Annotated in this window: 24 protein-coding genes and 1 pseudogene; 21 read left to right on the forward strand and 4 right to left on the reverse strand. The window is 65.8% G+C overall.

The genetic code is table 11. The features are described 5' to 3' along the window. The first annotated feature begins 37 nt into the window (after positions 1-37). Positions 38-3,910 carry a DNA-directed RNA polymerase subunit beta' gene (locus FFS20_RS12105; RefSeq protein WP_137826102.1) on the forward strand — a complete coding sequence of 1,291 codons (3,873 nt, stop codon included), beginning with the start codon at positions 38-40 and terminating at the stop codon, positions 3,908-3,910. A 695-nt stretch (positions 3,911-4,605) separates the two neighbouring features. Here the strand turns inward: FFS20_RS12105 and FFS20_RS12110 are convergent. The 4 genes from FFS20_RS12110 to FFS20_RS12125 all read right to left on the reverse strand — a co-directional run bounded on the left by FFS20_RS12110 (position 4,606) and on the right by FFS20_RS12125 (position 9,224). Then, entirely contained in the window at positions 4,606-5,631 is a 1,026-nt protein-coding gene (locus FFS20_RS12110; protein ID WP_137826103.1) for an ATP-dependent 6-phosphofructokinase, read from the reverse strand. Then, positions 5,628-6,311: a DUF1707 domain-containing protein gene (locus FFS20_RS12115; protein WP_137826104.1), complete on the reverse strand. Its 684-nt coding sequence runs from the start codon at positions 6,309-6,311 to the stop codon at positions 5,628-5,630. The genes FFS20_RS12110 and FFS20_RS12115 overlap by 4 nt, the downstream gene beginning before the upstream one ends. Positions 6,312-6,456: 145 nt before the next feature. Next, entirely contained in the window at positions 6,457-8,667 is a 2,211-nt protein-coding gene (gene katG / locus FFS20_RS12120) for a catalase/peroxidase HPI (RefSeq protein ID WP_137826105.1), read from the reverse strand. Between the two features lie 77 nt (positions 8,668-8,744). Continuing rightward, the gene (locus tag FFS20_RS12125) at positions 8,745-9,224 is read right to left on the reverse strand and encodes a Fur family transcriptional regulator (protein WP_212743335.1); all 480 of its coding nucleotides are present in this window, start codon (positions 9,222-9,224) and stop codon (positions 8,745-8,747) included. Between the two features lie 442 nt (positions 9,225-9,666). On the opposite strand from FFS20_RS12125, the gene rpsL reads away from it, so the two are divergent. The 20 genes and pseudogenes from rpsL to rpsQ form a co-directional block, all read left to right on the forward strand. Beyond that, positions 9,667-10,041, forward strand: a complete 375-nt coding sequence (gene rpsL, locus FFS20_RS12130) for a 30S ribosomal protein S12 (protein ID WP_009379175.1) — start codon at positions 9,667-9,669, stop codon at positions 10,039-10,041. Continuing rightward, positions 10,041-10,511, forward strand: coding sequence for a 30S ribosomal protein S7 (gene rpsG, locus FFS20_RS12135; RefSeq protein WP_137826106.1), 471 nt, complete (start codon positions 10,041-10,043; stop codon positions 10,509-10,511). Before rpsL ends, rpsG begins: the two co-directional genes overlap by 1 nt. A gap of 90 nt (positions 10,512-10,601) precedes the next feature. After that, positions 10,602-12,707, forward strand: coding sequence for an elongation factor G (fusA, locus tag FFS20_RS12140; RefSeq protein ID WP_137826107.1), 2,106 nt, complete (start codon positions 10,602-10,604; stop codon positions 12,705-12,707). Positions 12,708-12,821: 114 nt separating this feature from the next. Then, a complete protein-coding gene (tuf, locus tag FFS20_RS12145) occupies positions 12,822-14,015 on the forward strand; it encodes an elongation factor Tu (protein WP_137826108.1) in 1,194 nt (397 codons plus the stop codon). Between the two features lie 133 nt (positions 14,016-14,148). After that, positions 14,149-15,816 carry a glycoside hydrolase family 13 protein gene (locus FFS20_RS12150; RefSeq protein WP_137826109.1) on the forward strand — a complete coding sequence of 556 codons (1,668 nt, stop codon included), beginning with the start codon at positions 14,149-14,151 and terminating at the stop codon, positions 15,814-15,816. A 79-nt stretch (positions 15,817-15,895) separates the two neighbouring features. Next, complete coding sequence (locus tag FFS20_RS12155) at positions 15,896-17,206, forward strand: extracellular solute-binding protein (RefSeq protein ID WP_137826110.1); 1,311 nt, start codon at positions 15,896-15,898, stop codon at positions 17,204-17,206. Positions 17,207-17,253: 47 nt separating this feature from the next. Beyond that, positions 17,254-18,096 (forward strand): sugar ABC transporter permease, encoded by an 843-nt coding sequence (locus FFS20_RS12160; RefSeq protein ID WP_181365660.1) that lies wholly within the window; start codon positions 17,254-17,256, stop codon positions 18,094-18,096. 4 nt (positions 18,097-18,100) lie between these two features. After that, entirely contained in the window at positions 18,101-18,937 is an 837-nt protein-coding gene (locus FFS20_RS12165) for a carbohydrate ABC transporter permease (RefSeq protein WP_137826111.1), read from the forward strand. 40 nt (positions 18,938-18,977) lie between these two features. Next, positions 18,978-20,237, forward strand: a complete 1,260-nt coding sequence (locus FFS20_RS12170) for an ATP-binding cassette domain-containing protein (RefSeq protein ID WP_137826112.1) — start codon at positions 18,978-18,980, stop codon at positions 20,235-20,237. Positions 20,238-20,582: 345 nt separating this feature from the next. Continuing rightward, the gene (gene rpsJ, locus FFS20_RS12175) at positions 20,583-20,891 is read left to right on the forward strand and encodes a 30S ribosomal protein S10 (protein ID WP_009379191.1); all 309 of its coding nucleotides are present in this window, start codon (positions 20,583-20,585) and stop codon (positions 20,889-20,891) included. Positions 20,892-20,902: 11 nt separating this feature from the next. After that, entirely contained in the window at positions 20,903-21,577 is a 675-nt protein-coding gene (gene rplC, locus FFS20_RS12180) for a 50S ribosomal protein L3 (RefSeq protein WP_137826113.1), read from the forward strand. A 5-nt stretch (positions 21,578-21,582) separates the two neighbouring features. Further along, complete coding sequence (gene rplD / locus FFS20_RS12185; RefSeq protein ID WP_137826114.1) at positions 21,583-22,236, forward strand: 50S ribosomal protein L4; 654 nt, start codon at positions 21,583-21,585, stop codon at positions 22,234-22,236. Then, positions 22,233-22,532: a 50S ribosomal protein L23 gene (gene rplW / locus FFS20_RS12190; RefSeq protein WP_009379194.1), complete on the forward strand. Its 300-nt coding sequence runs from the start codon at positions 22,233-22,235 to the stop codon at positions 22,530-22,532. The genes rplD and rplW overlap by 4 nt, the downstream gene beginning before the upstream one ends. A gap of 30 nt (positions 22,533-22,562) precedes the next feature. Next, positions 22,563-23,399: a 50S ribosomal protein L2 gene (gene rplB / locus FFS20_RS12195; RefSeq protein ID WP_137826115.1), complete on the forward strand. Its 837-nt coding sequence runs from the start codon at positions 22,563-22,565 to the stop codon at positions 23,397-23,399. 15 nt (positions 23,400-23,414) lie between these two features. Next, positions 23,415-23,696: a 30S ribosomal protein S19 gene (gene rpsS / locus FFS20_RS12200; protein ID WP_113905439.1), complete on the forward strand. Its 282-nt coding sequence runs from the start codon at positions 23,415-23,417 to the stop codon at positions 23,694-23,696. 40 nt (positions 23,697-23,736) lie between these two features. Beyond that, positions 23,737-24,123, forward strand: coding sequence for a 50S ribosomal protein L22 (rplV, locus tag FFS20_RS12205; protein ID WP_137826116.1), 387 nt, complete (start codon positions 23,737-23,739; stop codon positions 24,121-24,123). Next, a complete protein-coding gene (rpsC, locus tag FFS20_RS12210; RefSeq protein WP_137826117.1) occupies positions 24,123-24,938 on the forward strand; it encodes a 30S ribosomal protein S3 in 816 nt (271 codons plus the stop codon). The genes rplV and rpsC overlap by 1 nt, the downstream gene beginning before the upstream one ends. 3 nt (positions 24,939-24,941) lie before the next feature. After that, positions 24,942-25,358 carry a 50S ribosomal protein L16 gene (gene rplP, locus FFS20_RS12215; RefSeq protein ID WP_009379199.1) on the forward strand — a complete coding sequence of 139 codons (417 nt, stop codon included), beginning with the start codon at positions 24,942-24,944 and terminating at the stop codon, positions 25,356-25,358. Positions 25,359-25,360: 2 nt separating this feature from the next. Further along, a pseudogene (gene rpmC / locus FFS20_RS12220) lies at positions 25,361-25,576 on the forward strand (50S ribosomal protein L29); the annotation flags it as partial. 35 nt (positions 25,577-25,611) lie between these two features. Further along, positions 25,612-25,866 (forward strand): 30S ribosomal protein S17 (gene rpsQ / locus FFS20_RS12225; protein WP_137826118.1); only part of this gene is annotated, 255 nt, incomplete at its 3' end.

The raw sequence follows: 25,866 nt of genomic DNA on the forward strand, positions 1-25,866 counted from the left end.
ATGAGCCTCGAGCTCATCACCAGGAAAGAGGATTTACGTGCCTGACGTCAATTACTTCGATGAGCTGCGGATCGGTCTCGCCACCGCCGATGACATCCGCGGTTGGTCGCACGGTGAGGTCAAGAAGCCGGAGACCATCAACTACCGCACCCTGAAGCCGGAGAAGGACGGACTCTTCTGCGAGAAGATCTTCGGCCCCACCCGTGACTGGGAGTGCGCCTGCGGCAAGTACAAGCGCGTGCGCTTCAAGGGGATCATCTGCGAGCGCTGCGGCGTCGAGGTGACCCGTGCCAAGGTGCGCCGTGAGCGCATGGGCCACATCGAGCTCGCCGCTCCCGTCACCCACATCTGGTACTTCAAGGGCGTTCCCTCGCGCTTGGGCTACCTGCTCGATCTCGCGCCGAAGGACCTCGAGAAGGTCATCTACTTCGCCGCGTACATGATCACCTCTGTCGACGAGGAGTCCCGTCACCGGGATCTGCCGAGCCTGCAGAACAAGATCGACGTCGAGAAGCAGCAGATCGGCGACCGCCGTGACGCCGACATCGACCGTCGGGCCAAGAAGCTCGAAGAGGACCTCGCGGCCCTCGAAGCCGACGGCGGAACCGCGCAGGCCAAGAAGAAGCTGCGCGACGTCGCCGACAAGGAGATGGACAAGCTGCGCAAGAACGCCGATCGCGAGATCGACCGCCTTGAGCAGGTGTGGGACCGGTTCAAGAACCTCAAGGTCAACGACCTCGAAGGTGACGAGAGCCTCTACCGCGAGATGTTCGCCCGCTTCGGCCTCTACTTCACGGGTGCCATGGGCGCCGAGGCGATCCAGAAGCGCCTGCTCGACTTCGACCTCGAGGCCGAAGCCGAGAAGCTGCGCGAGCTCATCAACACCGGCAAGGGACAGCGCAAGACCCGTGCGCTCAAGCGCCTCAAGGTCGTCAACGCGTTCCTCACCACGGACAACAACCCCGAGGGCATGGTCCTCGACGTCGTCCCGGTGATCCCGCCGGAGCTGCGTCCGATGGTCCAGCTCGACGGTGGCCGCTTCGCGACCTCGGATCTCAACGATCTCTACCGTCGCGTCATCAACCGCAACAACCGCCTCAAGCGCCTGCTCGACCTCGGTGCTCCCGAGATCATCGTCAACAACGAGAAGCGGATGCTCCAGGAAGCCGTCGACTCGCTGTTCGACAACGGTCGTCGCGGTCGTCCCGTGACCGGACCGGGCAACCGCCCGCTCAAGTCGCTGTCGGACATGCTCAAGGGCAAGCAGGGCCGGTTCCGTCAGAACCTGCTCGGCAAGCGCGTCGACTACTCGGGCCGTTCGGTCATCGTCGTCGGTCCGCAGCTCAGCCTCCACCAGGCGGGTCTGCCGAAGACGATGGCGCTCGAGCTGTTCAAGCCGTTCGTCATGAAGCGCCTGGTCGATCTCAACCACGCGCAGAACATCAAGTCGGCCAAGCGCATGGTCGAGCGTCAGCACCCGCAGGTGTGGGACGTGCTCGAAGAGGTCATCACCGAACACCCGGTGCTCCTCAACCGCGCACCGACCCTGCACCGTCTGGGCATCCAGGCGTTCGAACCGCAGCTCATCGAGGGCAAGGCCATCCAGCTGCATCCGCTCGTGTGCTCGGCGTTCAACGCCGACTTCGACGGTGACCAGATGGCCGTCCACCTGCCGCTGAGCCCCGAGGCGCAGGCCGAGGCCCGCATCCTCATGCTCTCGGCCAACAACATCCTCAAGCCCTCCGACGGCAAGCCCGTGACCATGCCCTCCCAGGACATGATCATCGGTCTGTACCACCTCACCTCGGAGCGCAGGGGACTCGCCGGTGAGGGCCGGTCGTTCTCCAGCCTCGGCGAAGCCATCATGGCCTTCGACCACGGCGAGCTCGACCTCGGTTCGGCTGTGACGATCCGTCTCGAGAACGTCGTTCCCGGGACCGATCTCGACGTTCCCGAGGGCTGGGAGCCGGGCACGCCGCTCGACGTGGAGACCACGCTGGGCCGCGCGCTGTTCAACGACTACCTGCCCGCGGACTACACCTACGTGAACTCGACGATCGACAAGAAGGCGCTGAGCCGGATCGTCAACCACCTCGCGGAGGAGTACCCGAAGGTCGAGGTCGCGCACACGCTCGACAACTTCAAGTCCGGCGGCTTCCACTGGGCGACGCGCTCGGGCATCACCGTGGCGATGTCCGATGTCGTCTCACCCGAGGCGAAGACGGAGATCCTCGAGAACGCCGAGGCGCTCGACACGAAGGTCCAGCAGCAGTACGAACTCGGTGCGCTCACCGATGACGAGCGCCGCAATGAGCTCGTCAAGCTGTGGACCGAGACCACCGAGAAGGTCGACCAGGTCATGCGGACGAACTTCCCGGAGGAGAACTCGGTGCTCCGCCTCGTCGAGTCCGGTGCGTCCGGTAACTGGATGCAGGTCCGTCAGCTCGCCGGTATGCGCGGTCTGGTGACGAACCCGAAGGGTGAGATCATCCCGCGTCCGATCACCTCGAACTACCGCGAGGGCCTGTCGGTGCTCGAGTACTTCATCGCCTCCCACGGTGCCCGCAAGGGCCTCGCGGACACGGCGCTGCGTACCGCTGACTCCGGCTACCTGACCCGTCGCCTCGTCGACGTGTCGCAGGACGTCATCATCCGCACCCAGGACACGGATTCGACCAAGGGCATCACCCTGCCCGTGGCCGAGCGTGACCACGAGGGCAACCTCGTGCCCCACGAGTACGTCGAGACGAGCCTCTACGGTCGTCTCACCGTCTCCGATGTCACGGATGCCGACGGCAACGTCATCGTTCCGGCGAAGACCGATGTCACGGCGGATGTCATCGACACCCTCGTGGCCGCCGGCGTCGAAGAGCTCAAGGTCTACTCGGTGCTCACCGCGGATTCGGACACGCAGATCTCGGCGATGCACTACGGCCGTTCGATGGCCACCGGCAAGCTCGTCGACATCGGCGAGGCGATCGGCACCGTCGCGGCTCAGTCGATCGGCGAGCCCGGCACCCAGCTGACGATGCGCACCTTCCACACCGGTGGTGTGGCGGCGTCCTCGGGTGACATCACCCAGGGTCTGCCCCGTGTCACCGAGCTCTTCGAGGCTCGCACCCCGAAGGGCTTCGCCCCGATCGCCGAGGCGACCGGTCGTGCGAAGATCGACGACAGTCGCAAGACCCGCTTCGTCGTCATCACCCCCGATGACGGCAGCGACGAGATCGAGCACGCAGTCTCCAAGCGTGCCCGCCTCCTCGTCGAGGACGGTCAGCACGTCAAGGCGGGCGAACAGCTCGTCGTCGGCGCGGTCGACCCGAAGCAGGTGCTGCGCATCCGCGGTCGTCGTGAGGCCGAGCGCTTCCTCGTCGAGCAGGTGCAGAAGGTGTACCGCTCGCAGGGCGTGGGCATCCACGACAAGCACATCGAGGTCATCGTGCGCCAGATGCTGCGTCGCGTCACCGTCATCGAGTCGGGCGACACGAACCTGCTGCCCGGCGAGCTCGTCGACCGCGGGCGCTACCAGGCGGAGAACCGTCGCGTGGTCGCCGAAGGCGGTCAGCCCGCCTCGGCGCGTGATGAGCTCATGGGCATCACGAAGGCCTCGCTGGCGACCGAGTCGTGGCTCTCGGCTGCGTCCTTCCAGGAGACGACGCGCGTCCTCACCGAGGCCGCGATGGAAGGCAAGTCGGACACGCTCATGGGCCTGAAGGAGAACGTCATCCTCGGTAAGCTCATCCCGGCCGGCACCGGTCTCCAGACGCACCGCAACATCGTTGTGGAGCCGACGGAGGAGGCGAAGGCGGAGATGTTCACCAACAGCTACGGTGACTTCTACGCGGGCATCGGATCCGACTCCGGTTCCGCCATCCCGCTCGAGGACTACGACTACGGCGCTTTCAGCTGAGTCGGCACTGAGCTGCCGGTCTCCGGTCGGCTGAGTCGCTGAGGCGGCGCAGTCGGTCCGAGCGCAGTGAGAAGGGGCACCCACCGATCCGGTGGGTGCCCCTTCTGCATGCCTGCGACACGCCCTGTGCCGATTGGGTCTGTACGCCGGATGTGTCTGTGGGCCGAAAGTCGTTGTGCGGGCAACCAGTCGATGGGCAGAATGACTTTTCGCAGGCAGTACGTGCGTGTCGCGAACTTCTCGCCGGCAGAAACACTTTCAGCAGGCCGACACACTTCTGCCCGCCGGACTCGCTTCTTGCTGGCCGCCACACTTCTGGCCACCGGACGCGCTTCTTGCCGGCACTCGCTCCCGACACGCCCTGCGCCGGATGTGTCTGTGGGCCGAAAGTCGTTGTGCAGGCAACCAGTCGATGGGCAGAACGACTTTTCGCAGGCAAGGCGTGCGTGGCGCGAACTTCTCGCCGGCAGAAACACTATCAGCAGGCTGACACACTTCTGGCCGCCGCCGGCACGCGCAGGCACCACGCCCCGATGCTGCGAACACCCGCCCGGAGAGACTCCGCAGGCGGCGCCCCGCAGTCTGCGCCAGGTTGAGGGTGGAAATCGCGCCGGAATCACCACCAATTTGGCGCGAAATCACCATCGACCCGGCGCAGAATCACCACCGCCCCGGCGCAGCAGCACCGCAGACCCTCAGCCGAAGAGGACCTGCGCCTCTTCCCACCGGTCCAGCGGCACGGTCTTGAGGCTGTCGACGGCCGAGGCCATCTCGACGGCGACGATGTCGGTGCCCTTGAGGCTCGCCATCTTGCCCCACTGCTCGTCGTGGGCGAGGTCGGCCGCAGCCATTCCCAGTCGCGTCGAGAGCACCCGGTCGTACGCGGTGGGGGAGCCGCCGCGCTGCAGGTGGCCGAGGATCGTCGCGCGGGTCTCGATGCCCGTCTGCTCCTCGATGAGCGGCGCGAGGTAGTTGGCGATGCCGCCGAGTCGGGCCCGGCCGCGCGAGTCGACTCCGCGGTCGGCGATCTGCTCGTCGAGGCCCTCGGGCACGAAGCCCTCGGCGACGACGACGATCGGGGCGCGTCCGCGATCCCGCGCCGAGGTCACCCACTGCCCGATCTGGCCCATCGACACCGGGAACTCCGGCATGAGGATCGCGTGCGCCCCGCCGGCCATGCCCGAGTGGAGGGCGATCCAGCCGACGTTGCGGCCCATCACCTCGATGACCATGCACCGGTGGTGGGACTCCGCAGTGGTGCGCAGACGGTCGATCGCCTCGGTGGCAATCGACTGGGCGGTGTCGAAGCCGAACGTGTAGTCGGTGTTGTCGAGGTCGTTGTCGATCGTCTTCGGCACGCCGACGATGTTGATCCCCTCCTCCTCGACGAGGCGGGAGGCCCCCGAGAGCGTCCCCTCACCGCCGATCGCGACGATCGCGTCGATGTCGTGCGCGGCGAGCACCTCCCGCATCCGTGCGGGACCCCCGTCCTCGTAGGGGTGGGTGCGCGAGGTGCCGAGGATCGTGCCGCCGCGTCCGGAGAGGCCGCGGACGTCGAGCATCGACATCTCGAACATGTCGTCCTCGAGCAGTCCCCGCCAGCCGTCGCGGATGCCGACGAAGGACGAGCCGTGCGAACGGATGCCCTTGCGGACGATGCCGCGGATGACGGCGTTGAGGCCGGGGCTGTCGCCGCCGGAGGTGAGGATTCCGATTCTCATGTCAGCTGTCCCTGGTCCTTTCCTCGGTAGCCTTTGGCCAAGTGCACGTCGTGGCCGGCCATGAGCGAGAACCCCTTGAGCACGACGGTGCCGTTCGAGCCGTCGCCCCTGGCCGACTGCCGGATCTCGTTGCCGGCCATGATGTTGATCGTCTCGTCTCTGATCTGCACGCCCGGCGGCACATAGATGTCGTTGCCCGCCCACATCGAATACGCGACGAGTTCGACGGTGACGCCGGGACCCATGACCTCGGTGAGGTCGATGTTGTCCCCGCCCATGAGCGCAAACGTCGTCACCTCGGCAGTGCCCGCGGGGACGTCGATCTCCCGCCCGGACATGATCGCCACCGAGTTCACGGGGCTCGCGGAACCCGGCGGGGCCGTCGGCGAGAGCGGCGCGGGTGCGTTGCGCGGCACGATCTGGGCGCCTGGGGTCGTCCCGCCCGTCTGTCGCTCGAGGCGGAGGTGGAGTTCGCGTCCTTCGGGCAGGTCGACGATGAGCGGAGCGAGCTCGTGGAGGTACTTCGCCCGGATCGCCTCGTCCTGCCGCTCGGCGGTCTCATCGGGGTCGAGGCGACCGCTGCTCACCGCCTCGGTGATGACGGCGAGGACGGCGTCGCGGTCGGCATCGGAGGCCCGAATCCTCGGGCGGGACGGTGGTTCGAGCTGTTCGTCGGGCATGGTCCCCAGTGTAGCGGCGGACACACTGCCTGGCCGGGACACGACGAAGGCGGTGCCCCGATAACGGGACACCGCCTTCTCACCTCTCCTCACAGAGCAGGTCATCCTCGCCGAGGCGGCTCACCACGGCGAGGAGAGACTGGTCTCAGCGCTTGAGGTCGTAGCGGTCGGCCTCGACCACCTTCGACCAGGCATTGACGAAGTCGTTGACGAACTTCTCCTTCGCATCGTCGGAGGCGTAGACCTCGGCGATCGCCCGCAGCTCGGAGTTCGACCCGAAGAGGAGGTCGACGCGGCTGCCCGACCACAGCTTCTCACCGGTCGGGGAGAAGGACTCGTAGAGGTTGGTCGTCGCCGAATCGCCGACGGCCTTCCACGTGTTGCCGAGTTCGAGGAGGTTGACGAAGAAGTCGTTCGTCAGCTCGCCCTTGCGGTCGGTGAACACGCCGAGTTCGGAGTCCTCGTGGTTCGCCCCGAGGACGCGGAGTCCGCCGATGAGGACCGTGAGCTCAGAGGTGGTGAGACCGAGCAGGCTCGCCTGGTCGAGGAGAAGGTACTCGGCGGCCAGCGGCAGACCCGGGGTGAGGTAGTTGCGGAAGCCGTCATGGGTCGGCTCGAGGTAGGAGAAGGACTCGACGTCCGTCTGCTCCTGCGAGGCGTCCCCGCGTCCGGTCGACACGGGCACGGTGACGTCGAAGCCCGCGGCCGCAGCGGCGGTCTCGACGCCGACGGCGCCGGCGATCGCGACGACATCGGCGAAGGAGGCGCCGGTCTCAGCGGCGATGCGCTCGAGCACACCGATCACCTCGGCGAGCTTGGCCGGCTCATTGGCCGTCCAGTTCCGCTGGGGTTCGAGGCGCAGGCGACCGCCGTTGACGCCGCCGCGCATGTCGGAGACGCGGTGCGAGGACGCTGCAGCCCACGTCGTCGACACGAGCTGGGAGACGCTGAGGCCGGAGTTGCGCACGGCGGCCTTGACGAGTTCGACCTCGCCGTTGTTGAGCGGGGTGCCCGCCGGGATCGGATCCTGCCAGATGAGGTCCTCGTTCGGCACCTCGGGTCCGAGGTAGCGGGTCGCGGGTCCCATGTCGCGGTGCGTGAGCTTGAACCACGCGCGGGCGAACGCATCCTCGAACGCCTTCTGATCGTCCTTGAAGCGACGCGAGATCTTCTCGTAGGCCGGGTCGAAGCGTAGCGAGAGGTCGGTCGTGAGCATGCGGGGCTCACGGCGTCCCTCACCCTGGGCCATCGGCACCATGTCATCGCCGCCGCCGTCGACCGGACGCCACTGGATGTGGCCGCCCTCGTTCTCGAACTTCTCCCACTCGTACGCGAAGAGGATGTGGAAGAACTCGTTGTCCCAGCGGGTCGGGTGGTAGGTCCACGTGACCTCGATGCCGCTGCCGATCGCGTCGTTGCCCGAACCGGTGCCGAAGTCGGACTTCCAGCCCAGGCCCTGCTCCTCGAGGGCACCGGCTTCCGGGTCGGGGCCCTTGTGGCTCTCGGGTCCGGCGCCGTGGGTCTTGCCGAAGGTGTGGCCGCCGGCGATGAGGGCGACGGTCTCCTCGTCGTTCATCGCCATCCGCCCGAAGGTCTCACGGATGTCAGCGGCGGCCTTGACCGGGTCGGGTTCGCCCTCGGGGCCTTCGGGGTTGACGTAGATGAGGCCCATCGTCGTCGCCGCGAGCGGCTTCTGCAGTTCACGATTGCCCGCGTAGCGCTTGTCGGTGCCGAGCCATTCGGTCTCCGAACCCCAGTAGACGTCGTTGTCGGGCTCCCACACGTCGGCGCGACCGCCGGCGAAGCCGAAGGTCGTGAATCCCATCTGCTCGAGGGCGACATTGCCCGCGAGGATGAAGAGGTCGGCCCACGAGATCTTCTTCCCGTACTTCTTCTTCACCGGCCACAGGAGGCGGCGGGCCTTGTCGAGTCCGACATTGTCCGGCCACGAGTTGAGCGGCGCGAAGCGCTGCTGGCCCTCACCGCCGCCGCCGCGGCCGTCCTGGACGCGGTAGGTGCCGGCGGAGTGCCAGGCCATGCGGATCATGAACGGACCGTAGTTGCCGAAGTCAGCCGGCCACCAGTCCTCGCTCGTCGTCAGCAGCGCGGCGAGGTCGGCCTTGAGCCCGTCGTAGTCGAGGCTGGAGAACTCCGCCGCGTAGTCGAAGTCGGCGTCCATCGGGTCGCGGGCGGGCTGGTTCTTCGCGAGGATCTTGAGGTTGAGCCGGTTGGGCCACCACTGGGCGTTGGCGTCGCCCTGCAGGGGAGTGGTCAGCGATCCGGGTTCGGTCGTCGGGTTGGCACCCGCGGTCGTGTGGACGACTGGGCAGCCGCCTGCAGTGGAGGTGTCGGTCATGGTGTTCCTTTCGGTGTCGAGCCCCGGTCGGGCTCAGCTGATGGCGACGGAAGGGCGCGGCGAGAGCGCCTCCCGGCTCAGACGACAGAGGGCAGCCGGTGTTCGGGCTCCGGCTCGGCACTGCGGCGGGCGCAGTCCGGACACAGACCCCAGAACGTCACCTCGGCCTCGTCGATGACGAAACCGTGATCGTGTGACGGGGTCAGGCACGGTGCCTGACCGACCGTGCAGTCGATGTCGACGATCCGGCTGCACTCCCGGCACACGAGGTGATGATGGTTGTCGCCGATGCGCCGCTCGTACCGGGCGACGGACCCGGACGGTTGGATGCAGCGGAGGAGACCCGCCTCGGTGAGGGTGTGGAGTGAGTCGTAGACGGCCTGATGGGAGACCTCGGGGAGGTCCTCCCTGACCGCGCGGATGACGGTCTCGGTGTCGGCGTGGGGATGGGCGTCCACCGCTGCCAGCACCGCGACTCTCTGCTTCGTCACGCGCAGGGAGCTGGTCCGCAGGATCGCGGAATAGTTCCCTGTCGGCGCCTGTTGTTCCTCTGTCACCCTTTCACCCTTGCATGGTTTTCTTGAATGAGTCAAGGAAGCGAGCCTGCTTCTTCGTGACCTGCGTCTCTCCTCCCGGGGACGGTCGGGCGGAGCAGGATACGCCGCTTCCGGCGATTTTGACCGGAGGCTCGCGCACGCGATATTCTGGGAGGCGACTGATTGTGTTATCTGCGTCGTCGAACGATCATGCCAGGTGTGTTGTGAGACCTGGATCCCGTGTGAATGCGACCGGCGCAGGCCGCCCGACCGAGCAGAACTCTGCGCGCGCGTGTCCTTGCGACACTCCCGACCGCAGGGTGTGTGAGGCCGCGTGGTTACTGGCATCGGGAGTCAAGCTTCACCCGGTGTTCAGTCGGATATGTCCCACGGTTCACAAACGCGACCTGCGTCGCGGCCGATGTGGGAATTAGGTTCATCGAGAAGCAATGGAGAACGCTTAGTGCCGACAATCCAGCAGCTCGTCCGCAAAGGACGGCATAACAAATCCGCAGGGTCCGACGCCCCTGCCCTGAAGGGCAGCCCCCAGCGTCGCGGCGTGTGCACCCGTGTGTACACCACCACCCCCAAGAAGCCGAACTCGGCTCTTCGCAAGGTCGCTCGTGTCAAGCTCTCGAGCCAGATCGAAGTGACCGCGTACATCCCCGGTGAGGGACACAACCTGCAGGAGCACTCGATCGTGCTCGTGCGCGGTGGCCGTGTCAAGGACCTTCCGGGTGTGCGCTACCGGATCGTGCGCGGTTCGCTCGACACCCAGGGTGTCAAGGGCCGTCAGCAGGCCCGCAGCAAGTACGGAGCGAAGAGGGAGAAGAAGTAATGCCGCGCAAAGGTCCTGCACCGAAGCGACCGATCGTCGTCGACCCCGTCTTCAACTCGCCGCTCGTCACGCAGCTGATCAACAAGATCCTGCTCGACGGCAAGCGCTCGACTGCCGAGCGCATCGTCTACGGTGCCCTCGAGGGCACCCGCGAGAAGAACGGCAACGACCCGGTTGCCAACCTCAAGAAGGCTCTCGACAACATTCGCCCGTCCCTCGAGGTCCGCTCCCGCCGCGTCGGCGGTGCGACCTACCAGGTGCCGGTCGACGTCCGTCCTGCTCGTTCGACGACCCTGGCACTGCGCTGGCTCGTGGGCTACGCCCGCCAGCGCCGTGAGAAGACGATGACCGAGCGTCTCATGAATGAGATCCTCGACGCGGGCAACGGCCTCGGTGCCGCTGTCAAGCGCCGTGAGGACACCCACAAGATGGCCGAGTCCAACAAGGCCTTCGCCCACTACCGCTGGTGATCGTCGCCCTTGCCGCCCGATCGGTCTGCTGCGCAGATCGGTCGGGAGGGAAGGGACTGCGGTCAAGTCATCGATTGAGAGAGAGACACCGTGGCACTTGACGTGCTCACCGACCTGAACAAGGTCCGCAATATCGGCATCATGGCCCACATCGATGCCGGTAAGACCACTACGACCGAACGCATCCTGTTCTACACCGGTGTGAACTACAAGATCGGCGAGACCCACGACGGTGCCTCGACGATGGACTGGATGGAGCAGGAGCAGGAGCGCGGCATCACGATCACGTCGGCCGCGACGACCTGCTACTGGCACGATTACCAGATCAACATCATCGACACCCCGGGACACGTCGACTTCACCGTCGAGGTGGAGCGCTCGCTCCGCGTCCTCGATGGCGCCGTCGCCGTGTTCGACGGCAAGGAAGGCGTTGAGCCGCAGTCCGAGACCGTGTGGCGTCAGGCTGACAAGTACAACGTTCCGCGTGTGTGCTTCGTCAACAAGATGGACAAGCTCGGTGCGGACTTCTACTTCACCGTGCAGACCATCAAGGACCGCCTCGGTGCGAAGCCGCTCGTCATCCAGCTGCCGATCGGTGCCGAGTCCGACTTCGAGGGCATCGTCGACCTTCTTGAGATGAAGGCCTACATCTGGCCTGACGAGTCCAAGAAGGGTCAGGACATGACCGAGATCGAGATCCCCGCGGATCTCAAGGACAAGGCCGAAGAGTACCGTGCCCAGCTCGTCGAGGACGTCGCCGAGAGCTCGGAAGAGCTCATGGAGAAGTACCTCGAGGGTGAGGAGATCTCGATCGCCGAGCTCAAGGCCGGCATCCGCGCTCTCGTCATCAACTCCGAGGCCTTCCCGGTCATGTGCGGTTCCGCGTACAAGAACAAGGGCGTCCAGCCCATGCTCAACGCGGTCCTCGACTACCTCCCCTCGCCGCTCGACGTGCCTCCGATGATCGGACACAACCCGAGCAACGAGGAAGAGGAGATCGTCCGCAAGCCCTCCGTCGACGAGCCGTTCTCGGCACTCGCGTTCAAGGTGGCCACGCACCCGTTCTTCGGTGCGCTCACCTACGTCCGCGTGTACTCGGGACAGGTGAAGTCGGGCGAGCAGGTTCTCAACGCCACGAGCGGAAAGAAGGAGCGCGTCGGAAAGCTCTTCCAGATGCACTCCAACAAGGAGAACCCGGTCGAAGAGGCGATCGCCGGTCACATCTACGCGTTCATCGGTCTCAAGGACACGACGACGGGCGACACGCTGTGCGATCCCGCACACCCGATCGCGCTCGAGTCGATGACCTTCCCCGAGCCCGTCATCTCCGTGGCCATCGAGCCCAAGACGAAGGGCGACCAGGAGAAGCTCTCGGCTGCCATCCAGAAGTTCGTCAAAGAGGATCCGACCTACCAGGTCGAACTCGACCCGGAGACCGGCCAGACCGTCATCCGCGGCATGGGCGAGCTTCACCTCGACATCCTCGTCGACCGCATGCGTCGCGAGTTCAAGGTCGAGGCGAACGTCGGCAAGCCGCAGGTCGCGTACCGCGAGACGATCCGTCGCGCCGTCGAGAAGTACGACTACACCCACAAGAAGCAGACGGGTGGATCGGGACAGTTCGCCAAGGTCCAGGTGACCTTCGAGCCTCTCGAGGTCGACGGCGACACGATCTACGAGTTCGAGAACGCCATCACCGGCGGTCGCGTGCCTCGTGAGTACATCCCGAGCGTCGACGCCGGCATCCAGGATGCGATGCAGCTCGGCGTCCTCGCCGGCTACCCGCTGGTCGGCATCAAGGCCACTCTGGTCGACGGTGCCTACCACGACGTCGACTCCTCGGAGATGGCGTTCAAGATCGCCGGTTCGATGGTCCTCAAGGAGGCCGTGAAGAAGGCGAACCCGGTTCTGCTCGAGCCGGTCATGGAAGTCGAGGTGCGCACCCCTGAGGAGTACATGGGCGACGTCATCGGCGACCTGAACTCTCGGCGTGGCCAGATCCAGTCCATGGACGACGCTTCCGGCGTGAAGGTCGTCAAGGCTGTGGTCCCGCTGTCGGAGATGTTCGGCTACATCGGAGACCTGCGGTCGAAGACCCAGGGCCGTGCGGTGTACTCGATGCAGTTCTCCAGCTATGCGGAGGTCCCGAAGGCTGTGGCCGACGAGATCATCCAGAAGATGCGTGGCGGAGAGTAATCTCCACAGCTCATCGCCAAGGTGATGTAGAACAACATCACTGGAATGAAAGATAACCAACAAAGGTCTAAGATATGAACCGCATATCTTTTGCCAACCACGAGGAGGAACCCAGTGGCAAAGGCTAGTTTCGATAGGACTAAGCCGCACGTCAACATCGGCACCATCGGCCACGTTGACCACGGAAAGACCACCTTGACCGCTGCGATCACCAAGGTCCTGGCGGACAAGTACCCCGATCTCAACGAGGCTCGCGCCTTCGACCAGGTGGACAACGCACCTGAGGAGAAGGAGCGCGGCATCACCATCAACGTCTCGCACGTTGAGTACCAGACCGAGAAGCGTCACTACGCTCACGTCGATGCCCCTGGTCACGCCGACTACATCAAGAACATGATCACCGGTGCTGCTCAGATGGACGGCGCGATCCTCGTGGTCGCCGCCACCGACGGTCCGATGCCGCAGACCCGTGAGCACGTCCTGCTCGCGCGCCAGGTGGGTGTGCCCTACATCGTCGTGGCTCTCAACAAGTCCGACATGGTCGAAGACGAAGAGCTCCTCGAGCTCGTCGAGTTCGAGGTCCGCGACCTGCTCTCGAGCCAGGAGTTCGACGGCGACAACGCTCCCGTCGTCCAGGTCTCCGCTCTCAAGGCCCTCGAAGGCGACGAGAAGTGGGTCAAGACCGTCGAAGACCTCATGGATCAGGTCGACGAGTACGTTCCGGAGCCGGAGCGCGACATCGACAAGCCCTTCCTCATGCCCGTCGAGGACGTCTTCACGATCACCGGTCGTGGAACCGTCGTCACCGGTCGTGTCGAGCGCGGCGTCCTCCTCCCCAACGAGGAGATCGAGATCGTCGGCATCAAGCCGAACTCGTCGAAGACGACCGTCACCGCCATCGAGATGTTCCGCAAGACCCTGCCGGACGCCCGTGCAGGTGAGAACGTCGGTCTGCTTCTCCGCGGCACCAAGCGCGAAGACGTCGAGCGCGGCCAGGTCATCGTCAAGCCGGGTTCGATCACCCCGCACACCAAGTTCGAAGGTCAGGTCTACATCCTGAGCAAGGACGAGGGCGGCCGTCACAACCCGTTCTACTCGAACTACCGTCCGCAGTTCTACTTCCGGACCACCGACGTCACCGGCGTCATCACGCTGCCCGAGGGCACCGAGATGGTCATGCCCGGCGACAACACCGACATGTCGGTCGAGCTCATCCAGCCGATCGCCATGGAGGAAGGCCTCCGCTTCGCCATCCGCGAGGGCGGCCGCACCGTCGGTGCAGGTCGAGTCACCAAGATCATCGAGTGATCTGACTCTTCTCCACTGAGCCTCACCGCTCAGCGCTGAAGTCCACAGGGGCCGCAATCATCATGATTGCGGCCCCTGTGGCGTCTATGCTGGACTTTCGCACAGCCCGCATCGCACAGTGAGGAGACAGGGCATGGCAGAGGGGCAGAGCTGGGCGGCCGACGCCGTCATCTACCAGGTCTATCCGCGCTCGTTCGCCGACGGCGACGGCGATGGGATCGGCGACCTGCCGGGGATCCTCGAGCGCTTCGACCACTTCACCGACCTCGGAGTCGACGCGATCTGGCTCTCCCCGTTCTACCCCTCGCCCGGCAACGACGCCGGCTATGACATCAGCGACTACCGGGACGTCGATCCCGTCTTCGGCACGCTCGCCGACTTCGATGCGCTCATCGCCCGTGCCCACGCCGCGGGCGTGCGCGTCATCGTCGATCTCGTCCCCAATCACACGTCCGCCGCCCATCCGTGGTTCCAGGAGGCCCTGCGCGCCGAGGCGGGGGACCCCGCCCGTGACATGTACGTCTTCCGCACCGGTCGGGACGGCGGTGAGGCACCGCCGAACAACTGGACGTCGGTCTTCGGCGGTCCCGCGTGGACCCGGGTCGAGGGCAGCGACGACTGGTACCTCCACCTCTTCGATCCCACTCAGCCCGACCTCAACTGGGAGAATCCGGCCGTGCGGGAGGCGTTCGAGGGAATCCTGCGCTTCTGGCTCGACCGCGGCGTCGACGGCTTCCGCGTCGATGTCGCCCACGGTCTCATCAAAGCCGAGGGTCTGCCCGATCACCTGCCCGCCGGTGAGGGCGATGGGGCACTGGCGGCCTCCCCGACCGCGGCCTCGCCGTTCTTCGACCAGGACGGCGTCCATGACGTCTACCGCGCGTGGCGGACGGTCCTCGACGGCTATCCGGGGGAGCGGATCCTCGTCGCCGAAGCCTGGGTCGAACCGCTCTCGCGCCTCTTCAGCTACGTCCGCGCCGACGAGATGGATCAGGCCTTCAACTTCACCTTCCTCATGGCGGGCATCGACCCGGTCAGCCTCCACCGCGCCGTCGACGAAACCTTCGCGGCCGCCGCCGAGGTCGGGGCGAGCCCCACCTGGGTGATGTCGAACCACGACACCGTCCGCCATGCCAGCCGCTTCGGACTTCCCACCCCGCCGCCGCATCAGCGCGGCATCGGACCCGCGGACCCGCAGCCGGATCAGGCACGGGGCCGGCGACTGGCGGCCGCGATGGCCCTCGTCGAACTCGGCCTGCCCGGCTCCGCCTACGTCTACCAGGGTGACGAACTCGGCCTGCCCGAGCACACGCAGCTGTCAGCCGACGAGCGACGGGATCCGGTGTTCGCCCGCAGCGGGGGTGCCGAACTCGGACGGGACGGGGCGCGCACCCCGTATCCCTGGTCGGGCACGGATGACCACCTCGGCTTCGGCACCCGCGCCGATGCCCAGACGTGGCTGCCTCAACCCGAGTCGCACCGCGGCCTCGCCCGCGACGTGCAGCGCACTGACGCGGACTCGCAGCTCGGCCTCTACACCGAGCTCATCGCCCTCCGACGCGCCCGGGGGATCGGACGCGGAGCGTTCGCGTGGCACGCCCTCGACGATCCCGGCGCCGGTCTCCTCGCCTTCACGAGCGCGACTGCCACCGGCGCCGTCCTCGTGCTCGCGAACCTCACAGCCGTGCCGCGCGCGCTGACCGAGCTGCCGGCGGGGGAGATCCTCGCCGCAAGTCACCCTGATGCCATCTCGGAGGGAGTGCTGAGCGCGGACAGTGCCGTGTGGATCGCGCTCGAGTGATTCCATTCCGCCTGACTTGGGGTAATGTGGCTCACAGACGACCATGACATGTGCAACGCTGCAGAGTGGCAGGTGGGCGATGACGGAGAAGGCAAGGAAGCACCGACCGTGGCGACTGGCGCTGGCAGGCGGCGCGCTGCTCGGTCTCGTCGCAGTCACCGGGTGCAGCGCGAACACCTCGACACCGACCCTGACGTGGTACATCAACCCCGACAATGGGGGACAGGCGACGATCGCCGAACAGTGCACGGCCGAGGCCGACGGGGCGTACCGGATCTCGACGAGCCTGCTCCCCAACGATGCTCCCAGCCAGCGCGAGCAGCTCATCCGCCGGCTCGCCTCTGCCGACTCGTCGATCGACATCATGAGCCTCGATCCGGTCTACGTCGCCGAGATGGCCAACGCCGACTACCTCGCCCCCGTGCCCGAGGAATACGTCGGGGAGTTCACCGACGGGGTCATTCCCTCCTCGGTCGAATCCTCGACCCGGCAGGACGTCCTCGTCGCCGCTCCCTTCTGGGCCAACACCCAGCTGCTGTGGTACCGCAAATCCGTCGCCGAGGCGGCCGGGCTCGATATGTCCCAACCGGTGACCTGGGACGAGATCATCGAGGCCGCCGACAGCCAGGACAAGCGCGTGGGCGTGCAGGGCATCAGAGCCGAGTCGCTGACGGTGTGGATCAATGCGATGGTCGAATCCGCCGGCGGGCAGATCGTCGAGAACCCCGACGCCGATTCGCCCGACCAGGTCAGACTCGGCCTCGACTCCGAGGCCGGCCGGAGCGCTGCGGGCATCATGGAGCGGATCGCTGAGACCGGCGTCGGCGGCCCCGCGCTGTCGAACCTCGACGAGAACGGCGCGATGCTCGAATTCCAGAGCGACGACGGCGGCTTCATGGTCAACTGGCCCTTCATCTACTCGGCCTCGCAGGCAGCCGTCGAGGACGGCAGCCTCGATCAGGCGGTTCTCGACGACATCGGGTGGACCCTCTACCCCCGCGTCGACGAGGGGCAGGAATCACGGCCGCCGCTGGGTGGGATCAACCTCGGCGTCGGTGCCTTCTCGGAGAACCCGGACCTCGCCTTCCAAGCCGTCCAGTGCATCCGCTCACCGGAGAAGCAGTCCGCGTACTTCCTCACCGACGGCAACGCTCCGTCGAACCTCGCCGCCTTCGACGATCCGGAAGTGCGGGAGGCGTTCCCCGCCGCACCGGTCATCGCCGAATCGCTCCAGGTCTCGGCCGCCCGTCCGCTCACGCCCTACTACAACGAGGTGACCGGCGGGATCCAGAAGTCGTGGCACCCGCCGGAGGCGGTCCGTCCGGATTCCACGCCGGCGCGGTCCCAGGAATTCATCCTCGAGATCCTCAAGGGGGAGAGGCTGCTGTGAAAGCAAAGGTGTCGAACCGGCAGCGCGGTGAGACGAGACTCGGGTGGATGCTCTCGGCTCCCGCGGTCATCATCCTCCTCGCCGTCACCGGCTATCCCATCCTCCAGGCGGTGTACTTCTCGTTCTTCAACTACCGGATGACCGACCCGGACAACCGCTTCGTCAACTGGGGGCAGAACTACATCGTCATCCTCACCGATCCGCTGTGGTGGCAGACGGTCGGGGTGACCCTGCTCCTCACGGTCGTCACGGTCGCCGTCGAACTCGTCCTCGGGTTCGCGCTCGCGCTCGTCATGCTCAATGCGCTCAAAGCGGTGCGGCCGTGGGTGCGCACGGCCATCCTCATCCCCTACGGCATCATCACCGTCGTCGCGGCGTTCTCCTGGAAGTACGCCTTCGACCTCGGCACCGGCTTCGTCGGCACCTGGCTGTCGATGCCGGCCTTCGACTGGTTCGGCGACTTCTGGTCCTCGTTCATCGTCATCTGCGCCGCGGAGATCTGGAAGACGACGCCGTTCATCTCCCTGCTCCTCCTCTCCGGTCTCGCGCAGATCCCCAGCGACATGCTCGAGGCGGCGACCGTCGACGGCGCGACCTGGTGGCAGCGGATGTGGAAGGTGATCATCCCGAACATGAAGGCGGCCATCATGGTGGCGCTGCTCTTCCGCACCCTCGACGCGTTCCGCGTCTTCGACTCCGTGTTCGTCATGACCGCCGGCGCGCAGAACACCGCGACCGTCTCGTTCCTGACATACAACCAGTCGATCGGCCAGCTCCAGCTGGGCATGGGCTCGGCGCTGTCGGTGCTGCTCTTCCTCAGCGTCGCCCTCATCTGCTTCATCTTCATCAAGTTCTTCAAGGTCGACCTGGCCCAGGCGAGAGGTGAGTGAGACGATGTCCGGCCGCAAACACACCGTCTGGTGGATCGTCATCAGCCTCGTCGTCGCCGTCTACGCGCTCTTCCCCGTCGTGTGGATCGTCTCCCTGTCGCTGAAATCGCCCGGCGACATCGCCAACAAGCAGTTCTGGCCCACCGCGATCGACTGGTCGAACTACGAGCTGATCTTCACCGGAGCCGCGAAGGACCTCTTCCTCCCCGCGCTCGTCAACTCGATCGGGATCTGCCTCATCGCCACCGTCATCGCCGTCGTCCTCGCCACGCTCACGGCCTACGCGGTGGCCCGTCTCGACTTCCCGGGCAAGAAGCTCATCCTCACGATGGCCCTGGCCGTGTCGATCTTCCCCGTCATCTCGCTCGTCACCCCGCTGTTCCGGATCTGGTCGGCGATCGGGCTCTACGACACGTGGGCGGGCCTCATCATCCCGTACCTCTCGCTCACCCTGCCGATCTCGATCTGGACGCTCGCCGCGTTCTTCCGGCAGATCCCGTGGGAGCTCGAGCAGGCCGCTCAGGTCGACGGGGCGACGAGCTTCCAGGCCTTCCGCAAGGTCATCGTTCCCCTGGCCGCCCCCGGCGTCTTCACCACGGCGATCATCGCGTTCTTCATCGCGTGGAACGACTTCGTCTACGGGATCTCGCTGACCTCGACCTCGGCGGCCCGACCGGTGCCCGCGGCCCTGTCCTTCTTCACCGGCGCCAGCCAGTTCGAAGAGCCCGCCGGCGCGATCTCCGCGGCGGCGATCGTCGTCACTATCCCGATCATCATCATCGTCCTGCTCTTCCAGCGCCAGATCGTCTCCGGTCTGACCTCGGGAGCCGTCAAGGGATGAGCCCCACGCCCACCACCCCACACCAGCGGAGTTGAGAACCATGTCCGAGATCGAACTGCGGAACATCCTCAAGCGCTACGGCGACGGATACCCCGCGATCAGCGATGTCAGCCTGCGGATCGCCGAGGGCGAGTTCGTCATCCTCGTCGGCCCCTCGGGATCGGGCAAGTCGACCCTGCTGCGGATGATCGTCGGCCTCGAGGACATCACCGAGGGCGACCTGCGCATCGACGACGAACGCGTCAACGACTCCGCGCCCCGCGAACGCGACCTCGCCATGGTGTTCCAGAACTACGCCCTCTACCCGCACCTGACCGTCGCCGAGAACATCGCGTTCCCGCTCATGCTCGCCAAGGGACAGTACTCGAAGGAGGAGATCGACGAGCGGGTCAACCGGGCGGCGACGCTGCTCGAACTCCGCGACCACCTCGACCGCAAGCCTGCGAACCTCTCCGGCGGGCAGCGACAGCGGGTGGCGATGGGCCGGGCGATCGTCCGCGACGCGAAGGCGTTCCTCTTCGATGAGCCGCTGTCGAACCTCGACGCGAAGCTGCGCATCCAGATGCGCACCGAGATCTCGCGGATGCAGCGCAACCTCGGCGTCACCACCGTCTACGTCACCCACGACCAGACCGAGGCGATGACCTTGGGCGACAAGGTCGCGGTGCTGAAGAAGGGCGTGCTCCAGCAGTACGCGAGCCCGCAGGAGCTCTACGACGAGCCCGTCAACCTCTTCGTCGCCGGCTTCATCGGGTCACCGCCGATGAACTTCCTGCCGGTGGAGAACGTCGACGGTCGGCTCCGCTCCCCGTTCGGGGAATTCAGCCTCCCGGCCGCCGAGGCGGAGAAGCTGCGCGGTGCCCCGCAGTACCTCGTCGCCGGCATCCGGCCCGAGGACTTCCACGATGCGGCGACCCTCGACGTGGCGAAGCGCGGCGGGGGAGCGCGGCTGAGCGCCGAGGTCGACGTCACCGAATGGCTCGGCAACGAGGTCTACGCCTACATCCCCTTCGAAGCGGAGCCGGCGGTGAGGAAGGCCCTCGAGGAACTCGACCGCGACCTCGACGGCGAGGGCGCGCGCACGCAGGTCGTCGCCGTCCTCGACCCGTCCACCTCGGTGCGCGAGGGCGATACGATGGAACTGTGGTTCGACCCGGCCAAGGTCATGGTCTTCGATCCCGAGACGGGAGAGAACCTCACCCGCGATCCGGAGAACGCGCAGCGCCTCGCCGCAGAGTCCGAAGCCGCTCGCCAGCGGGCCCTCGAGCGGGCGAAGTCACAGCAGGCCGCCACCGTCTGAGACTTCACTCACAAGCACAACCCCCGGAATTGCGCGGATGCGTACGCCTGTGAAAAGATAGTCAGGTTGCGTTCTGGGTGTTGACCCCTGCACTGCGGCCTGTTCGGCCGCGAACAGCCCGGAACACTATCGGATCGATGAATCTGCGACACCGCGGGTTCGGACCGAGCAGCCAATGAGTAGAAGCGCCGTCGGCCCTGACAGATGAGAAGCGAGAGCTTCGTCCGCCAGGATCAGCCGACACGCCCGACCTCGGGGGTCGGTCATGGTCAGCCGGCACAGACCCCTGTCGCATCCGCGGCGGGAGGTTGATGGCCGGAAGGAACAAAAGAAAGAGACGACGCCATGGCGGGACAGAAGATCCGCATCCGGCTCAAGTCGTACGACCACGCTGTGATCGACAGTGCTGCGCGAAAGATCGTGGACACCGTCACTCGCGCTGGTGCGACTGTTGTGGGCCCGGTGCCGTTGCCGACGGAGAAGAACGTGTACTGCGTCATCCGTTCGCCGCACAAGTACAAGGACAGCCGTGAGCATTTCGAGATGCGCACGCACAAGCGTCTGATCGACATCGTCGATCCGACGCCGAAGGCCGTCGATTCGCTCATGCGTCTCGACCTCGCCGACGACGTCAACATCGAGATCAAGCTCTAAGGGAGGGAAAAATGGCGAACACTCGTTCCTCAGCTCTCCCGACCACCCGCAAGGTCAAGGGCCTGCTGGGTACCAAGCTGGGCATGACCCAGGTGTGGGATGAGCAGAACAAGCTCGTGCCGGTGACCGTTGTGGCCACCGGAAACAACGTTGTCACCCAGATCCGCGACGAAGAGACCGACGGCTACCCGGCCGTGCAGATCGCCTTCGGCGAGATCGACCCGCGCAAGGTCAACAAGCCGACCGCTGGTCACTTCGAGAAGGCCGGCGTGACCCCGCGCCGTCACCTCGTCGAACTGCGCACCGCTGACGCCGGCGAGTACTCGCTGGGTCAGGAGCTCGGTGTCGACACGTTCGAAGCCGGAGTCAAGGTCGACGTCACCGCGAAGACCAAGGGCAAGGGCACCGCTGGTGTCATGAAGCGCCACGGCTTCTCCGGTGTCGGCGCCTCGCACGGTGCTCACCGCAATCACCGCAAGCCGGGTTCGATCGGTGGAGCAGCTACGCCTGGTCGCGTGTTCAAGGGCATGCGCATGGCCGGCCGCATGGGTGCCGTCAAGCACACCACCCAGAACCTCACGATCCACGCCGTGGACACCGAGAACAACTTCCTGCTCATCAAGGGTGCCGTTCCCGGCCCCAAGGGCGCCGTCGTTCTCGTTCGCTCGGCTTCGAAGGAGGCCTGAACGACATGACTGATGTCAAGACAGTCGACGTCGTCGATGCCACCGGTGCGAAGACCGGTTCCGTTGACCTGCCCGCCGAGGTCTTCGGCGTGGCGACCAACGTGCCGCTCATCCACCAGGTCGTCGTCGCACAGCTCGCAGCTGCCCGCCAGGGCACGCACAAGACCAAGACCCGCTCCGAAGTTCGCGGCGGCGGTCGCAAGCCCTACCGTCAGAAGGGAACCGGCAACGCCCGTCAGGGTTCGATCCGCGCTCCCCAGTACAACGGCGGTGGAATCGTGCACGGTCCGGTGCCGCGCGACTACTCGCAGCGGACCCCGAAGAAGATGAAGGCCGCCGCTCTGCGCGGAGCCCTCTCCGACCGCGCACGCCTCGATCAGGTCTTCGTCGTGAAGAACCTCATCACCGGCGACGCCCCGTCGACCAAGCAGGCGAAGCTCGCTCTGGGCGGCCTCTCCGATCGCAAGAACACCCTCGTGGTGCTCGACCGTGACGACGAGCTCACCTACCTCAGCGTTCGCAACCTGCCGCACGTGCACGTGCTCACCTCCGATCAGCTCAACACGTACGACGTGCTGGTCGCCGATGACATCGTGTTCACCGAGGCAGCTCTTGCCGCGTTCCTGGGCGGAAACCGCGATTCGGAGGACGCATCATGAGTCTCAACTTCAAGGATCCGCGCGACATCATCATCGCGCCGGTCGTCTCGGAAAAGACCTACAGCCTGATGGACGAGGGGAAGTACACCTTCATCGTCGATCAGCGCTCGAACAAGACCGAGATCAAGAACGCCATTGAATCGATCTTCGATGTGCAGGTCGCCAAGGTGAACACCCTGAACCGTCAGGGCAAGCGCCGCCGCACCCGCACCGGTTGGGGGAAGCGCAAGGACACCAAGCGTGCCATTGTCGCCCTCAAGGACGGATCGATCGACATCTTCGGTGGATCGCTCTAAGCGATCCTTCGCATAAGAAGGACAAGACTCATGGGAATTCGCAAGCACAAGCCGACGACCCCGGGCCGCCGTGGCTCGTCGGTCGCCGACTTCGTCGAAGTGACCCGGTCGACGCCGGAGAAGTCGCTTCTGCGCCCGCTGCCCAAGCGCGGCGGCCGCAACAACCAGGGACGCGTGACCACTCGCCATCAGGGCGGCGGTCACAAGCGCCAGTACCGTGTCATCGACTTCCGCCGCCACGACAAAGATGGTGTCCCGGCGAAGGTCGCGCACATCGAGTACGACCCGAACCGCACCGCGCGCATCGCCCTCCTGCACTACGCAGACGGTGAGAAGCGCTACATCATCGCCCCGCAGAACCTCAAGCAGGGCGCTCAGGTGGAAGCCGGACCGGGTGCAGACATCAAGCCGGGCAACAACCTCGCCCTGCGCAACATCCCAGTCGGCACCGTCGTGCACGCCGTCGAGCTGCGCCCCGGTGGCGGAGCCAAGATCGCCCGTTCTGCCGGTTCGTCCGTGCAGCTCGTCGCGAAGTACGGCCGATTCGCTCAGCTGCGGATGCCTTCGGGCGAGATCCGCAACGTCGACGCCCGCTGCCGTGCCACGGTCGGCGAGGTCGGCAACGCCGAGCAGTCGAACATCAACTGGGGCAAGGCAGGTCGCATGCGCTGGAAGGGCAAGCGCCCGTCCGTGCGTGGTGTCGTCATGAACCCGATCGACCACCCGCACGGCGGTGGCGAGGGCCGGACCTCGGGTGGTCGTCACCCGGTCAGCCCGTGGGGTCAGCCAGAAGGCCGCACTCGCCGGCCGAAGAAAGAGAGCGACAAGTACATCGTGCGCCGTCGCCGGACCGGCAAGAAGCGCTGATTGGAGTACTGACTTATGCCTCGTAGCCTCAAAAAGGGTCCTTTCGTCGATGAGCACCTGTACCAGAAGGTCGCTCGTCAGAACGAGAAGAACACCAAGAACGTAATCAAGACCTGGTCGCGTCGCTCGATGATCATCCCGGACTTCCTGGGACACACCATCGCCGTTCACGACGGACGCAAGCACGTCCCGGTCTTCATCACTGAAGCGATGGTCGGGCACAAGCTCGGCGAGTTCGCACCCACACGGACGTTCCGTGGCCACGAAAAGGACGATCGCAAGGGCCGCCGCCGCTGAGGCGGGGGACCAGCGATCTCAGACAGGAGAGAAGGAAGCGATGGAAGCCAAGGCTAAGGCGCGTTACCTGCGCGTCACGCCTCGCAAGGCTCGGCGCGTCATTGACCTCATTCGTGGTCAGCAGGCAACCGAAGCACTTGCAGTGTTGAAGTTCGCCGAGCAGTCGGCGTCCGACCCGATTTACAAGCTCGTCGCCTCGGGCATCGCGAATGCGCGTGTCAAGGCCGACGAGGAAGGTCTCGCGTTCGACGAGAACGACCTGGTCATCTCGGAGGCGTTCGTCGACGAGGGGCCGACCATGAAGCGGTTCCGCCCGCGTGCTCAGGGACGTGCGTTCCGCATTGAGAAGCGCACCAGCCACGTCACCGTGGTCCTGGCCAGCGGAGACGACCTGCCGCAGCAGAAGAGCCGGAAGGGGAACCGCTGATGGGCCAGAAGATCAATCCGAACGGATTCCGACTCGGAATCACCACGGACCACAAGTCGAAGTGGTTCGCTGACTCGACCAAGCCGGGGCAGCGCTACAGCGACTACGTGCTCGAAGATGTCAAGATCCGCCAGATGATGACCAAGGGCCTCGAGCGGGCCGGCATCTCGAAGGTCAACATCGAGCGCACCCGTGACCGTGTCCGCGTGGACATCCACACCGCCCGTCCGGGCATCGTCATCGGACGCCGCGGTGCCGAGGCCGACCGCATCCGCGGTCAGCTCGAGAAGCTCACCGGCAAGCAGATTCAGCTCAACATCCTTGAGGTGAAGAACCCGGAGATCGACGCTCAGCTCGTCGCTCAGGGCGTTGCCGAGCAGCTCGCCAGCCGCGTGGCCTTCCGCCGCGCGATGCGCAAGGCGATCCAGAGCGCCCAGCGCGCCGGTGCCAAGGGCATCCGCGTGCAGTGCTCGGGCCGCCTCGGCGGTGCTGAGATGAGCCGGTCGGAGTTCTACCGCGAAGGCCGTGTGCCCCTGCACACCCTGCGCGCGAACATCGACTACGGATTCCACGAGGCGCACACCACCTTCGGACGCATCGGCGTCAAGGTGTGGATCTACAAGGGCGACATGACCGACAAGGAGCTTGCCGCCGAGCAGGCGAAGGCTCCGGCAGCGCGCGGCCCCCGTGGTCGCGGTCGCGGCCGCGGCGGTCGTGGACGGGGTCAGGAAGGCGGAGCCCGCCGGAACGACTCGGCCCGCACGACTGAGAACAACGCTGAGGCCCCCGCGGCTGAGGCCGGAACGGAGGGCTGAGACATGTTGATCCCTCGTCGAGTGAAGTACCGCAAGCAGCACCACCCCAAGCGGGGCGGCGCTGCCAAGGGTGGCACGACGGTGGCCTTCGGTGACTACGGCATCCAGGCTCTCGAGCCGGCCTACGTCACCAACAGGCAGATCGAAGCCGCACGTATTGCCATGACGCGCTACATCAAGCGCGGTGGCAAGGTGTGGATCAACATCTACCCCGACCGACCGCTGACGAAGAAGCCCGCCGAGACCCGCATGGGTTCCGGCAAGGGCTCTCCCGAGTGGTGGGTCGCCAATGTCAAGCCGGGACGGGTCATGTTCGAACTCGCCGGTGTGTCCGAGGAAGTTGCTCGTGAGGCGCTGCGCCTGGCGATCCACAAGCTTCCGCTCAAGGCCCGCATCGTGGCCCGCGAAGGTGGTGAGTGAGCATGGCGATCGGTTCGAAGAACCTGTCCATGGACGCGCTTGACGGTTACGACAACGAGCGTCTGGCGGAAGAGCTCAAGAAGGCCAAGGCCGAGCTGTTCAACCTCCGCTTCCAGTCGGCCACCGGCCAGCTGGAGAACCACGGCCGCCTCAAGGCCGTGCGTCGCGACATCGCTCGTATCTACACCGTGCTCAATGAGCGGGAGCTGGACATCCGTCCGAACCCCGCTGACGCCAAGGAAGAGGACAAGTGATGGCAGACACGACCAACACCGAGGCGACGTCTGTCGACCGCAACTCCCGCAAGACTGCGCGTGGCTACGTCGTCTCCGACAAGATGGACAAGACCATCGTCGTCGAGATCGAAGAGCGCAAGAAGCACCGCCTCTACGGCAAGGTCATGCGCAAGTCGGTCAAGCTCAAGGCCCACGACGAGGAGAACACCGCCGGCATCGGCGACCTCGTCCGTGTGGCTGAGACGCGTCCGGTTTCGGCCGCGAAGCGCTGG

The sequence above is a fragment of the Brevibacterium sp. 2SA genome, assembly GCF_005502845.1.
Lineage (GTDB): Bacteria > Actinomycetota > Actinomycetes > Actinomycetales > Brevibacteriaceae > Brevibacterium.